General features: G+C 49.0%; 12 protein-coding genes, 1 pseudogene and 1 riboswitch. Of the genes and pseudogenes, 2 read left to right on the top strand and 11 right to left on the bottom strand.

Annotated features, from left to right (window positions below; genetic code table 11):
- The 9 genes and pseudogenes from AC1DUA_RS05445 to purE all read right to left on the bottom strand — a co-directional run.
- A pseudogene (locus AC1DUA_RS05445) lies at positions 1 to 269 on the bottom strand (phosphoribosylformylglycinamidine cyclo-ligase); the annotation flags it as partial.
- Positions 270 to 332: 63 nt separating this feature from the next.
- Entirely contained in the window at positions 333 to 1,865 is a 1,533-nt protein-coding gene (purF, locus tag AC1DUA_RS05440; protein WP_477498751.1) for an amidophosphoribosyltransferase, read from the bottom strand.
- Positions 1,850 to 4,093: a phosphoribosylformylglycinamidine synthase subunit PurL gene (gene purL, locus AC1DUA_RS05435; protein WP_477498750.1), complete on the bottom strand. Its 2,244-nt coding sequence runs from the start codon at positions 4,091 to 4,093 to the stop codon at positions 1,850 to 1,852. Before purL ends, purF begins: the two co-directional genes overlap by 16 nt.
- Positions 4,071 to 4,766 (bottom strand): phosphoribosylformylglycinamidine synthase subunit PurQ, encoded by a 696-nt coding sequence (gene purQ, locus AC1DUA_RS05430; RefSeq protein ID WP_477498749.1) that lies wholly within the window; start codon positions 4,764 to 4,766, stop codon positions 4,071 to 4,073. The genes purL and purQ overlap by 23 nt, the downstream gene beginning before the upstream one ends.
- A 27-nt stretch (positions 4,767 to 4,793) precedes the next feature.
- Entirely contained in the window at positions 4,794 to 5,033 is a 240-nt protein-coding gene (purS, locus tag AC1DUA_RS05425) for a phosphoribosylformylglycinamidine synthase subunit PurS (protein WP_145668805.1), read from the bottom strand.
- Positions 5,034 to 5,309: 276 nt separating this feature from the next.
- A complete protein-coding gene (locus tag AC1DUA_RS05420; protein ID WP_477498748.1) occupies positions 5,310 to 6,200 on the bottom strand; it encodes a phosphoribosylaminoimidazolesuccinocarboxamide synthase in 891 nt (296 codons plus the stop codon).
- Between the two features lie 33 nt (positions 6,201 to 6,233).
- A complete protein-coding gene (gene purB, locus AC1DUA_RS05415; protein WP_477498747.1) occupies positions 6,234 to 7,529 on the bottom strand; it encodes an adenylosuccinate lyase in 1,296 nt (431 codons plus the stop codon).
- 26 nt (positions 7,530 to 7,555) lie between these two features.
- Positions 7,556 to 8,731, bottom strand: a complete 1,176-nt coding sequence (gene purK / locus AC1DUA_RS05410) for a 5-(carboxyamino)imidazole ribonucleotide synthase (protein ID WP_477498746.1) — start codon at positions 8,729 to 8,731, stop codon at positions 7,556 to 7,558.
- The gene (gene purE, locus AC1DUA_RS05405; protein WP_477498745.1) at positions 8,728 to 9,213 is read right to left on the bottom strand and encodes a 5-(carboxyamino)imidazole ribonucleotide mutase; all 486 of its coding nucleotides are present in this window, start codon (positions 9,211 to 9,213) and stop codon (positions 8,728 to 8,730) included. Before purE ends, purK begins: the two co-directional genes overlap by 4 nt.
- A 137-nt stretch (positions 9,214 to 9,350) precedes the next feature.
- A riboswitch (purine riboswitch) is annotated at positions 9,351 to 9,452 on the bottom strand.
- Between the two features lie 309 nt (positions 9,453 to 9,761).
- On the opposite strand from purE, the gene AC1DUA_RS05400 reads away from it, so the two are divergent.
- Both AC1DUA_RS05400 and AC1DUA_RS05395 read left to right on the top strand, forming a co-directional pair.
- Positions 9,762 to 10,853: a stalk domain-containing protein gene (locus AC1DUA_RS05400; RefSeq protein WP_477498744.1), complete on the top strand. Its 1,092-nt coding sequence runs from the start codon at positions 9,762 to 9,764 to the stop codon at positions 10,851 to 10,853.
- A 130-nt stretch (positions 10,854 to 10,983) separates the two neighbouring features.
- Positions 10,984 to 11,148 carry a hypothetical protein gene (locus AC1DUA_RS05395; protein WP_477498743.1) on the top strand — a complete coding sequence of 55 codons (165 nt, stop codon included), beginning with the start codon at positions 10,984 to 10,986 and terminating at the stop codon, positions 11,146 to 11,148.
- A 54-nt stretch (positions 11,149 to 11,202) separates the two neighbouring features.
- Here AC1DUA_RS05395 and AC1DUA_RS05390 read toward each other — a convergent pair whose 3' ends face one another.
- A complete protein-coding gene (locus AC1DUA_RS05390; RefSeq protein ID WP_477498742.1) occupies positions 11,203 to 11,478 on the bottom strand; it encodes a Fur family transcriptional regulator in 276 nt (91 codons plus the stop codon).
- Positions 11,479 to 11,537: 59 nt separating this feature from the next.
- On the bottom strand, positions 11,538 to 13,007 hold the full coding sequence (locus tag AC1DUA_RS05385) for a catalase (protein WP_477498741.1): 1,470 nt from the start codon (positions 13,005 to 13,007) through the stop codon (positions 11,538 to 11,540).
- Between the last annotated feature and the right edge of the window lie 141 nt (positions 13,008 to 13,148).

The raw sequence follows: 13,148 nt of genomic DNA, 5'->3' as shown, positions 1-13,148 counted from the left end.
TTCACGCACATCGCAACTGCGTCGATCCCAATCGTATCATGCTTATCCATTGCAAAAGCAATCTTCAGCTTCGTGCCCACGCCATCTGTTCCAGATACGAGCACAGGCTCCTCATACTTGTCTTTGTTCAAGCTGAACAGCCCGCCGAAGCCACCGAGGTCAGTTAACACTTCAGGACGGAAGGTCCGTTTGACGTGTTTTTTCATCCGTTCTACTGCTTCGTTACCTGCCGCGATATCGACTCCGGCCTTTTTGTAAGCATCCGACACTTCGCAACCACTCCTTATATTTGTCTATGTAGATCGGGAGGCCCGAAGGCCTTCCCCTCTTATTTAATCGCAAGCACAACCAATCTTCGTAACATCCACAATCTCCGTTGGGTACGTGTTATCGAAGCAAGCTGTACAGTACCCGCTGTCGGAACCCGCCGATCCTTGACCAATGGAATCGAGCAGCCCATCTTTGGTTAGAAAATGCAACGAATCTGCGTTAATCGCCTTGCGAATTTCCTCGATCGAGTTCATCGCAGCAATCAGCTCTTTGCGATCCGGTGTATCAATGCCGTAGTAGCATGGATTCATGAAAGGCGGCGAAGAAATCCGCACGTGCACTTCCGTAGCGCCAGCTTCTCTAAGCAAATTAACAATTCGAAGGGACGTTGTTCCACGAACGATGGAATCATCGATCATCACAACACGTTTGCCTTCGACCACCTTGCGAACGGCGCTCAGCTTCATTTTGACACCTTGCTCACGAAGCTCCTGGCTTGGAATGATGAACGTCCGGCCCGTATAGCGGTTCTTGATCAGCCCCAGCTCATAAGGGATACCCGTTTGTTCAGCAAAACCAATTGCCGCAGAGATACTTGAATCCGGTACGCCTGTCACTACGTCTGCATCGACGAAAGCTTCCATCGCCAGCTTTTTACCCATCCGCTTACGCGCGGAGTGAATGTTCACCGTATCGATGTCGCTGTCTGGACGAGCAAAGTAGATATATTCCATCGCACAAATGGCGCGTCGGCCGCTCTCCGTGAACTGCTCGGAACGGAAACCGTCGCGATCCAGCACGATGAGTTCGCCTGGTTGAACATCACGGAAATACGTAGCTCCCACCGCATCGAAAGCGCAGGACTCGGAAGCGAACAAGTAGGAATCGCCGAGACGGCCGATCATGAACGGACGCAAGCCGTTCGGATCGAGCGCAGCAATCAGTTTATCTTTGGTGATGATCAAGAAGGCGAAACCGCCGATGACTTGCGTCAAAGCGTCTTTGACCGCATCCACAATATCATCATGCTCAGAACGGGCAATCAGATGCGCTAGAACTTCTGTGTCGCTTGTCGTTTGGAAAATCGAACCCTTACGCTCAAGCTCACGTTTGATAATGTTCGCATTATCCAAGTTGCCATTCGTTGCAATCGCAAGGTCGCCCTCACGATATTTGAACACGAGTGGTTGTGCATTCGCCAGCTTGCTCTCGCCTGCTGTGGAATACCTTACGTGTGCAATCGCAGTGGAACCTGCCAGAGGTGACAAATTCTCATTCGTAAATACTTCTTTGGCAAGACCCATTCCACGATAGTAGTTAAACTTGCCATCTTCTACCGTACAAATACCAGCGCTTTCCTGTCCACGGTGCTGCAAAGCATGAAGGCCATAGTAGCATAGAGAGGAAGCTTCGGAATGACCATACACTCCGAAAACGCCGCACTCTTCATTCAGCTTATCAAACAATCCGCCATGGCCGCCTACACCTTCGTTGAAGTACTCCCCTGTCCAAAGCTCATGCTGCTGATCCCCCAGATTAACCAGGGGAGCTGCAGGTAGCCTAAGGGCCTTGGATTGTTTTATGCCATTAGACATGGAATCGCATCCTTCCAGACTTTCGCCAGCTCGTTAACAGAAGACTGGAGACGCTGTTCGTTGTTGATTTTGACGGTTAGTTCTGTACCTGTAACGGTTCCGATTTCTTGATAAGGCACTCCTTGCGAAGCAACCCAGTGCTTAAGAGCGTCCGCTTTATCCGGGGAAGCACTTAGCACAATACGGGATTGGGATTCGCTGAACAATGCGAAATCTGCACGAAGCTCGAAAGCTACGTTGACTTCAGCGCCTACACGGCCGCTGATGCAGCTTTCTGCCAAAGCAACGGCCAAGCCGCCTTCGGACAAGTCATGCGCAGAAGCGACAAGACCTTCTTGGATCGCTTTAAGCACTGTGTTTTGAAGACGCTTCTCTGTCGCTAAGTCCAGCTCTGGAGGGCGGCCTTCGGTTACGCCGTGAATCACATATTGGAATTCGCTGCCGCCGAGCTCTGCTTTCGTCTCGCCGAGCAGGATGATGATGTCGCCTTCTTTTTTGAAGCTTTGTGTCGTGATGTGGTCGATGTCATGCACCAGACCTACCATCCCGATAACTGGAGTCGGGTAGATTGCGCCTTTGGCGTTCTCGTTATATAGAGAAACGTTACCACCGATAACCGGCGTATCCAAGAAGCGACAAGCTTCTGCCATACCATCTGTGGATTTCTCCAGCTGCCAGAAGATCTCAGGCTTGTCCGGGCTGCCGAAGTTCAAGTTGTCCGTAACAGCAAGTGGCTCAGCACCGGAGCAGACAACGTTACGTGCTGCTTCAGAAACAGCAATCCGTCCGCCTACTTCCGGATCCAAATATACGTAACGTCCGTTGCAGTCCGTTGTCATCGCAAGACCTTTGCGCGTTCCGCGAATGGTGACTACCGCTGCATCCGAACCCGGACGCACAGCTGTATCCGTACGAACCATGTGGTCATACTGGTTGTAAACCCACTCTTTGCTCGCTACCGTTGGGGACGCGAGCACCGATTTCAGCGCATCCGTCAGCTTCGTTACCTCTGGGTAACGTGTCGTATCGATCGCTGCGTTGGCTTCATAATAAGCCGGAACCTTGCTCGGCTTATTGTAAACCGGGCACTCGTCGACGAGTGCCCCTACAGGCATGTTCGCCACGACTTCACCGTGGTGAATCAGCTTCAGGTAACCATCGTCGGTTACCTTGCCGACTTTCGCGCAGTGTAGACCCCAGCGCTCGAAAATGCCCTTGGCTTGCGCCTCATGCTTCGGCTCTACAACGAAAAGCATACGCTCTTGCGACTCGGACAGCATCATTTCATAAGCTGTCATGCCTTCTTCGCGTTGCGGAACTTCATCCAGGTAAAGCTCCATGCCGTTGCCCGCTTTACTTGCCATCTCAGCGCTGGAGCATGTAAGCCCCGCTGCGCCCATATCTTGAATTCCGAGCACGATGCCGGAATCGATTAACTCTAAGCACGCTTCCAGCACGAGCTTCTCCATGAACGGATCGCCCACTTGTACCGCTGGGCGCTTCGCTTCGGACTCAGCCGTCAGCTCCTCGGATGCGAATGTCGCACCGTGGATACCGTCGCGGCCCGTTGCCGGACCCACGTAGAAGACTGGGTTGCCTACACCTTTGGCAACACCGCGTTGGATTTTGTCGTGGTCGATAAGACCCACGCACATCGCGTTAACGAGTGGATTACCTTCGTAGCTCTCGTCGAACATCACTTCGCCACCAACTGTCGGAATCCCGATACAGTTACCATAACCAGCGATACCGGATACAACGTGCTCGAACAGGTATTTCACGCGGTCATTTTGCAGCTTACCGAAACGCAAAGAGTTCAATAAAGCCACTGGGCGTGCGCCCATGGAGAAAATATCACGAATAATACCGCCCACACCTGTTGCCGCACCTTGGTAAGGCTCGATAGCGGAAGGGTGGTTATGACTTTCAATTTTGAAAACAACCGCTTGGTTGTCCCCGATATCCACGATCCCTGCGCCTTCACCAGGTCCCATCAGAACGCGAGGTCCTGTCACTGGGAATTTGCGAAGAACAGGTTTGGAATTTTTGTACGAACAATGCTCGGACCACATAACGCTAAATACGCCGATCTCCACATAGTTAGGATTGCGTCCAAGGAAGCCGCAAATTTTGGCAAACTCTTCGTCCGTTACGCCCATTTGCTTGTAAATTTTCTGTTCCACGATTTGTTCGGCTGTTGGCTCCTTAGCGGATAGCTGCTGCGTCATGTTTTTCCCTCCAAGCACTTAGAATAGATGTGAACATTTTCTTGCCGTCTGCGGAGCCCAGAATCTCATGAATGGCGCGCTCCGGATGGGGCATCATACCTACAACATTGCCTGCTTTATTGCTAATTCCTGCAATATCGTCCACCGATCCGTTCGGGTTAGCCCCTGCTTCATAACGGAAAACGATTTGATTGTTTTCTTGCAATTCTTTCAAAGTAGCCTCGTCACAATAGTAGTTGCCTTCGCCATGTGCGATTGGAATAGTAATAAGCTCGCCTTCTGCGTAATCGCGTGTGAAGGCTGTTGTGTTGTTCTCCACTTTCAGAACCGTGTCGTGGCAGCGGAACTTCATACCGCTATTGCGCAGCAAAGCGCCTGGCAGCAATTTAGCCTCCGTCAATACTTGGAATCCGTTACAAATACCTAGAATGTACTTGCCTTCTTCCGCAGCTTTAGCCACAGCTTTCATCACATTCGTGAATTGCGCAATCGCTCCGCAACGCAGGTAATCCCCGTAAGAGAATCCACCCGGCACGAGGATGCAATCGTATTTGGACAAATCGTCCGCCGTATGCCATACATAATCAACCGGTTGTCCGATCGTGTCCTCAACTGCTTTGAAGCAGTCGATGTCACAGTTAGATCCCGGAAATACAAGAACCGCAAAATTCATGACGTTTCCTCCCTCTCCTGGTCTCTATTACGCCAACTCGTAGCGGTAGTCTTCAATAACCGTGTTCGCAAGCAGCTTCTCGCACATTGCTTTCACACGTGCTTCTGCTTCTGCTTTGTCAGTCGTGCCTAGTTCAAGCTCCAAATATTTCCCAATACGCACTTTACCAACTTCGTCGAAACCCATGGAATGAAGCGCACCTTGCACCGCTGTTCCTTGAACATCCAATACGTTCTGCTTAATCGTTACGTAGACCGTTGCTTTCATTTCTATTCTCCTCCTCGTATGTGCTTGCATCGATTAATCCTGCAATTTAGAAGTCCCTAGAGACTTTTAACCTTTATTTATTCAACTAAAAAGGGATTTTAGGAGCCTTTACAGTCCCTTATTTTCCGTAAAATGAGGTTATTGCCTCATTATTGGACGATTAAGAGCCCTTAAAGACTCTTAATTTCTTTAAAATGTGTGGATCCGGTTGAATTAGAGCCTCTAAAGACTCCTATATTCATCTCATCATAAGTCCGAACCATTCAACTCAATTCGTTAGTCGACTAGACGGTGCAAAATCTCTTTGTATCGGTTCGCAGTCTCTTCCACGACAGACGCTGGAAGCTCATCCGGCTCACTGTTTTTATCCCAACCAGAACCCGCCAAGTACGTACGAACAGGTTCTTTGTCCATGGAATCAATCTCGATATCCAAGGCATATTTATCTTCCGACCAATAACGTGAGGAATCCGGCGTGAAAATTTCATCAATAATAATCAGTTCACCTGCATAAAAGCCGAATTCAAACTTCGTATCTGCTAAAATAATGCCTTTACGCTCACAAATGGAATGAGCTAACGTGTAGAGCATGATGCTGCGCTCTTGCAGTGCATACGTCAGTTCTTCGCCAACTAGCTCAATCATTTGTTCAATGGAGATGTCCTCGTCGTGGCCAACATCATTTTTCGCAGCTGGGGTGAAAATAGGGTCCTGCAGACGTTGATTCTTGCGCAATCCTTCAGGCAGCTTACGGCCGTTGATCTCACCGGTTTTCTCGTACTGTCTCCAGCCGTTACCTGTGATATATCCGCGAACGACACATTCGATAGAGATGCGCTCCGCTTTTTTCGCCACGATAATACGCTCTTTCAGAAGCTCTCTCGCTTCCGCATCCGGAATAATAGCTTGAAGCAGCTCGACATCTGTATGAACGATATGATTCTTCATATAACCGCTCGTTATATCAAACCAGTACTTGCTAAGCGCGTTAAGCACGTAGCCCTTCTCAGGAACACCAGGCTTCAAAATGTAATCAAAAGCTGAAATCCGATCCGTTACGACGATCAGGAAATTTTCACCCAAATCATACAGCTCGCGCACTTTGCCTTTGTGTACAAGAGGCGCTTTTACGAGTTCAACTGCTGAATCAAGGATTTTACCTGCCACAGACAACCCATCCTTTCTCTCCCAAAATGCCTTCTATTTCAGACCTAAACGGTCAAAGATTGTAGCCACATGTTTCAAATGCCAGCTTGGATCAAAGCAATCTGCAATTTCAGCCGGGCTCAAAGCTTCAGTAATCATTGACGCGCTCTCAACGATTTCACGGAAAGAACGTTGCTCTTCCCACGCTTGCATCGCTCTAGGCTGAACTGTATCGTAGGCTTGCTCGCGGGAGAAACCTTTGTCGATCAGCTTCGTCATGACGCGGCCTGAGAAAGGTACRTCGTACGTGCTGCGCATATTGCGTTTCATGTTCTCAGGGAACACGGTCAAGTTTTTGATGATGTTGCCCAGACGGTTCAGCATGTAGTTCAGAAGCTGCGTGGCATCCGGCAGGATGATACGCTCAACGGAGGAGTGCGAAATGTCGCGCTCATGCCACAGCGTCACGTTCTCGTAAGCGGAAACCATATGTCCGCGAATCACGCGGGACAGACCGGAAATGCTCTCGCAACCAATCGGATTGCGTTTGTGCGGCATCGCGGAGGAACCTTTTTGACCTTTGGCAAACGGCTCTTCCACCTCGCGGAACTCACTCTTTTGAAGGGCGCGGATTTCTGTCGCGAATTTGTCCAGGGACGTAGCAACCAATGCCAGAGTAGCCATGTACTCCGCATGACGGTCACGCTGCAGCGTTTGTGTGGAGATTGGAGCTGCTTTCGTGCCAAGCTTCTCGCATACGTATTGCTCTACGAATGGATCAATGTTCGCGTATGTGCCTACTGCGCCTGAGATTTTACCGAATTGTACGCCATCAGCGGCAAAACGAAAACGCTCCAGGTTACGCTTCATTTCCTCGTACCAAAGTGCCATTTTAAGTCCAAACGTCGTCGGCTCTGCATGCACACCATGCGTTCTGCCCATCATTGCTGTATCTTTATGTTCAATCGCTTTATTGCGAAGGATTTCTATGAAGTTCTGAATATCTTTGTCCAAAATCTCGTTGGCTTGTCTTAGCAAGTAACCAAGTGCTGTATCTACAACGTCTGTTGAAGTTAAACCATAGTGAACCCATTTGCGCTCAGGCCCCAATGTCTCGGATACTGCTCTTGTGAAAGCAATAACGTCATGACGTGTTTCTTGCTCGATTTCGTAGATGCGGTCGATGTTGAAGCTTGCGTTCTCGCGCAGCACTTTCACATCTTCTTTGGGGATTACGCCTAGCTCAGCCCAAGCCTCGCAGGATAGAATTTCAACTTCGAGCCATGCTTGAAACTTGTTGTGCTCCGTCCAGATGCTCGCCATTTCGGGGCGTGTATAACGTTCGATCATTTTGCCGTTCCTCCAATAATTATCATTTACTTACTTTCCCAAATGCGTGTGCGTTCTATCCAAGTCAGTGCGTACTCTACATCACTTGTCAGCAAATTGATGTGTCCCATCTTGCGTTTCTCTTTTGCTTCCTTTTTCCCGTACAGATGAACCTTGGCGCTAACGCCTAAGTCTGCATCCTCCAAGAAACCGGCCTGGTCGATTAGGCCGTTAAGCGGTTCGATGTGCTCACCAAGCAAATTCACCATAACCACTGGTGATAAAAGCTCTGTCGAGCCTAACGGCAAGTTGCAAATGGCTCGAACATGCTGCTCGAACTGCGACGTACGGCACGCTTCCATCGTGTAATGACCGGAATTGTGCGGACGCGGTGCAAGCTCGTTGACGTATAGCTGGCCGTCCTTCGTAAGGAACAGCTCTACGGCGATCAATCCAATCACACCAAGTGATTCAGCGATTTGCGTCGCCAGCTTCTCGGCTTCCTGCTGCACTTCCGCTGGAATGCGGGCAGGCACGATGGATTGATGCAGGATGTTATGTACATGTATATTTTCCGCTGCAGGGAATGCCTTCACTTCACCGCGAGGGCTTCTTGCTGCAATAACGGATAATTCTTTATCAAAATGAATGAATTGTTCGAGAACGAGCTCGGTTCTAGCCCGGCTGAGCGTTTCGTAGGCTTCCTCAACTTCATCTAGAGAGCGGATGACCCATTGACCTTTGCCATCGTAACCGCCGGTTGCCGTCTTGAGCACGCACGGTGTGCCGAACTTGATGACCGCGTCATTCAGCTCTGCGGCGCTCTTGATTTCCGCATAAGGAGCAACCGGAACGCCTGCAGCCTCAATGGCTCTCTTCTCGCGAAGACGATGCTGAGTCGTATATAAAAGCTGGCTTCCTTGCGGAACATAGGATTCATTCATAAGAATGCTAGTTACGTGAGCATCAACATTCTCGAATTCGTAAGTGATCACATCGGATAACGCCGCAAGCTTCCTCGCCGCTTCGACATCGTCGAAGCTCGCAAGAATCTGTTCATCTGCGACTTGTCCGCAAGGCGCGTCCTCTGTGGGATCGAGCGTTACGAAGCGATACCCCATGTTGCGACCGGCCAAGGCCAGCATGCGGCCTAATTGCCCGCCGCCCAAGACACCGATTGTGCCGCCGGGCTTGATGACCTTACCACCTGTTGCCTCTGTCATAACAGGTCACTGCTTTCAATCACCGTTTGCGCAACGCGCTCGCGGCGGGCTCTGACCCTCGCTTGCAGCTCAGGGTCGAAAGCGCCCAGGATTTGCGCAGCCAGAAGGCCTGCATTCGTTGCTCCTGCATGCCCGATCGCTACCGTGGCAACTGGAATGCCGCCCGGCATCTGCACGATCGAAAGCAAGGAATCGAGACCATTCAGCGTCGATGTTTTGACTGGAACACCAATAACCGGAAGCTCCGTTTTGGCTGCTACCATTCCTGGTAGGTGCGCCGCTCCGCCTGCTCCGGCGATAATGACCTTAATTCCGCGGCCTGCCGCTGCGGCTGCATATTCGAACATCAGATCTGGCGTTCTGTGTGCGGAAACCACCTTTTTCTCATAAGGCACTCCCAGCTCTTCCAACATGTCGCATGCGTGCTTCATCGTTTCCCAATCCGACTGGCTTCCCATTATGACACCAACACGTACCGTCATCACTAACCCACTCTCTATTGTATGGTAAATATGGTAAAACCCTCTAAACCCAAAAAATGCCCAGAGCTAGAATACACGATTCTATCCGCTGGACAGCAAAAGAACCGAATGCAAAAAGACCATCATCTTCCTATGGTTTCCCTCATTCGCTTCCTCGTAGTCCAAAAATTCATGGTTTTTGGGTAGAAACTTTCAGGCCTTATCCCTGATTTTATACGAGTTGATTCGACATTTTCAATTAGTGCGGCTTCATTTCCCGCTTCCCTAGTTTACTACCAACTGACGTGTCGTGTCAATTTCAAAAAACGAACGATTTTCGGGTATATCTTTTGAATAGTTCGTTTTTGGACGTTTTTTTACCAATAAACACCTGTTTGAATCTACATTCTGATTTCAACCCTTCCTTCTATGTTAGACATATACGGAAATAGGGTAAAATTAAGAATATCGTGCTCAAATTATTTTCGACAAATCCGAAGAATCCCACAAACTTTTCTGTGCAAATCTCGTCTAATTATATAGATGACTTCAAAAAGGAGAGAGTTCAAATGAAAAAGAAGATGTTCACAGCAAAAATCGCATTGGCTACAGCCCTGCTAGTCGCTGCAAGTCCAGCTCTTCTCCCGGAGCAGGCAAGCGTGTATGCACAATCGGATACCGTCGATTTCAGCGTACAGCTCGCATCGATTAATATTCAGATCGGCGATCAACTGGTGAGTGTGCCGGGGGGCAAATCGAAGGATGGCGACACTTATGTCGGCCTCGCTTTTCTTAGCAAGCAGCTAGGTTTGACGACTTCGTGGGATGCAGCGACCAAAACCGTCACCGTCAGCGGGCCTAACAAGACCATGAGCATGCAAAACCAAAGCATGCAATATTCGCTGAATGGTCACACCTTCTTCGCGCCTCTGCCTCCTGTCATTATTGACGGAACTACCTACTTGCCGCTTCGCCTGCTTCTGGAGCAGATGGGTTACAAGATCGGTTACAACGATGAAAGCCATGTCGTGAGTATTTCCAAAATTAAGGAAAACGAGCTTAAGCTGACGAATAAGTCCGAGTCACAAACGAAGACTGACAACCGGAATATCAGCCTGCAGTATCCGCAGATCGAAGGTTGGGTGAATGCCGCTGCGAGCGCGAAGATTAATACATTCATTCAAAATGAGATAGCGAAATATAGAGCCGCAGCCATCCAGCAATTAAGCGATCTTACCGAGGAGAGCAGCGGTACAGCGCCAGATTTTCCGAATACGTTCGACGTAAATTATCAAGTTACTTATAATCAGGACCATAAGCTAAGTCTCTATTTTATTGTGTACACATTCTCTGGCGGTGCGCACGGGTTCTATTCCTGGGATGCCCATACGTTCGATCTGGATACGGGAAATGAGCTGAGTCTTCAGCAAATGACTTCAAATAATGCTAACTACAAGACAATTATCAATCAAGAGATTAAGAAGCAATTGAAAGCGAATGATTATGAGCTTATTGAGCCGTTCGAGTCTATTCGTAACGATCAGGGCTTTTATTTAAAAGATGACAGCGTCGTCGTTTATTTTGGGCTTTACGAGTATGCCCCTTACGCGCTAGGCATTCTAGCGTTTCCGGTTCCGCTGTCTGATTTTAAAGTGAAATAATACAGCATACCAAAAGCGCCCCGTCAACTACGTGAAGCTGTGAGAGAGCTTCTTTGTAGTTTCGGGGCGCTTTTTGATTCAAATAAGATGAATCAAGGATTGCACCTTAACTCTGTGCGAGGTGATAAAAGTGAATAAAATTGCCGCTGTTCTAGGTCTTTTTGCTACCGCATCAATTATGTTTAGCATTGCCGGAAAAAGCCTAACTTCCTTCGCGCCGACAATTGGATGGTTATTAGCTGTTTTGTTGTTCTTAGCTGCTACCGTGGTCGCCATTGTTAAAAAGAAGAAGTGAAAAAAACTTTTATTTCTACATTATTTGTCTGAAGTGTATTAAAGCGTTGTATTTTTACGAACTCAAAGCAGCTTCATACCGCATGGAGCTTCCGATCACGGAAAGCTCTTTCACCAAACCAAGCTGCTTGAACACATGCAGAGAACTGTTCACCGTCATTGCATTAATCATTGGATATTTGACGACTAACGCTTCGCAAATCTCTTTAACCGTTGTGTAACTGCCTTGGTCATACATAAACTCCAATAGTGCATACCTTTGCGGGGTTAGGGGGATGTTTTTGGCACGCATCCGCTGCAGCGCTTGATTCAGATCGTGCTTTGCCATCATGGAAACCTCCTCTGCGATTTTTCATCTATAGTTATGATTGCTGACTCACATGTGCTCTCTTATCGATTCAAATGCTGCAAATAACCGGAAATGTCTACGTTCAGGCCACTCGCAAGGGCCTCGCCCAGTTTGGCGTCGGCGCGATAGAAATTGCAGATTGCCAGCAACTTCGATTTCTCATGAACGGTAGAAAGATCGCCGACCAGATTGGAAATGAAATTCGCCTGTTCCTGCTCACTGAAGCTGCGGAATGTATCTCCGGCTTGGGCAAAATCATTCGTCTTGGCAATTTTTTGTCGAGTGGCATGACCTTCAAGCGGCATGGAGCTATCTCGGTACTCCGGCGTCTCCTTGGGAGCATCGGCATGACGCGTCGGCTCATAGTTCACGCTGCCAGGCTGCGGCTTCATTTGCATAGCTCCGTCGCGTTGATTGTTGCGTACCGTAGCATAGGGGCAATTCACCGGAATTTGCAGGTAATTCGGCCCCAGCCTGTGTCTTTGCGTGTCGGGATAGGAGAATAGGCGACCTTGCAGCAACTTGTCCTCGGATGGCTCGATTCCTGCTACTAGCACACTCGGAGCGAAGGCGGCTTGCTCAACCTCAGCGAAGAAGTTCTGCGGATTGCGATTCAGCGTCATCGTCCCTACTTTGTGCAAGGGAATGATGTCTTCCGGCCATACTTTCGTCGGATCCAGCGGATCGAAATCGTACGCATCGAGATCCTCCGGCTGGAGCAGCTGCACATGCAGATCCCATTTCGGGAAATTACCGTTAGCTATGTTATCATGTAAATCTCTCGTGGCATGGCTAAAATCTTCTCCTTGCACGGCGGACGCTTCCGCTTTGGACAAATTGCGTACGCCTTGATGCGGCTTCCAATGATATTTCACATACACGTAATTGCCAAAGGAGTTAATCCATTTGAAAGCATGAACGCCAAAACCGTTCATCTCCCGATAGTTAGCCGGTGTGCCGTAATCCGAGAAGACCCAAGTCAGCATATGCGTAGATTCCGGTGTGAGTGACATGAAATCCCAGTAGCGGTCCGGAGTTTGCACATTCGTGTCAGGCGCCGGCTTCAGGGAATGCACCATATCTGGGAATTTCATGGCATCGCGGATAAAAAATACCGGAAGATTGTTGCCGACTAGATCGTAATTACCTTCTTCTGTATAAAATTTGACCGCGAAGCCCCGCGGATCACGCGCCGTTTCCGGAGAACTCTGTCCGTGGATAACGGTCGAAAAGCGGACGAAAACCGGTGTTTCCTTGCCCACTTCACCGAGAAATGCCGCTTTGGTGTAACGGTTCATCGCATGTTCAACTTGGAACGTGCCGAAAGCTCCCGCTCCGCGCGCATGCACAACACGCTCCGGAATGCGTTCCCGGTCGAAATGTGCAATTTTCTCTAGCAGATGGTAATCCTCCAGTAGCGTAGGTCCATGCTGCCCTGCTGTTCTGGAGTTCTGGTTGTCACCTACTGGTGCGCCTTGATTGGTCGTTAAGTATTTGTCGTTCTGATTCATGTATAACCATCCTCCTCATGTGATAATAATTTCTTATTTATAATTATTATAATATAGTATTTATTTTATTTTAAATGATAATGATTGTCAACGATTACTTGAGCCCCACTCTTTACGCCCCTCGTCACCGCCCCTCGTCAC

The organism is Paenibacillus sp. 01T422, from assembly GCF_056398785.1.
Note: the sequence above shows the minus strand (reverse complement) of the source record. Positions and strands in the feature narration are given on the sequence as shown.

What these genes read in the sequence shown, in the direction of transcription:
- AC1DUA_RS05390 (WP_477498742.1), bottom strand. Translation starts at nt 11,478, where the DNA reads ATGATGGCAAAGCACGATCTGAATCAAGCGCTGCAGCGGATGCGTGCC.
- AC1DUA_RS05400 (WP_477498744.1), top strand. Translation starts at nt 9,762, where the DNA reads ATGAAAAAGAAGATGTTCACAGCAAAAATCGCATTGGCTACAGCCCTG.
- purS (WP_145668805.1), bottom strand. Translation starts at nt 5,033, where the DNA reads ATGAAAGCAACGGTCTACGTAACGATTAAGCAGAACGTATTGGATGTT.
- AC1DUA_RS05385 (WP_477498741.1), bottom strand. Translation starts at nt 13,007, where the DNA reads ATGAATCAGAACGACAAATACTTAACGACCAATCAAGGCGCACCAGTA.
- purK (WP_477498746.1), bottom strand. Translation starts at nt 8,731, where the DNA reads ATGACAGAGGCAACAGGTGGTAAGGTCATCAAGCCCGGCGGCACAATC.
- purQ (WP_477498749.1), bottom strand. Translation starts at nt 4,766, where the DNA reads ATGAATTTTGCGGTTCTTGTATTTCCGGGATCTAACTGTGACATCGAC.
- purE (WP_477498745.1), bottom strand. Translation starts at nt 9,213, where the DNA reads ATGACGGTACGTGTTGGTGTCATAATGGGAAGCCAGTCGGATTGGGAA.
- purF (WP_477498751.1), bottom strand. Translation starts at nt 1,865, where the DNA reads ATGTCTAATGGCATAAAACAATCCAAGGCCCTTAGGCTACCTGCAGCT.
- purL (WP_477498750.1), bottom strand. Translation starts at nt 4,093, where the DNA reads ATGACGCAGCAGCTATCCGCTAAGGAGCCAACAGCCGAACAAATCGTG.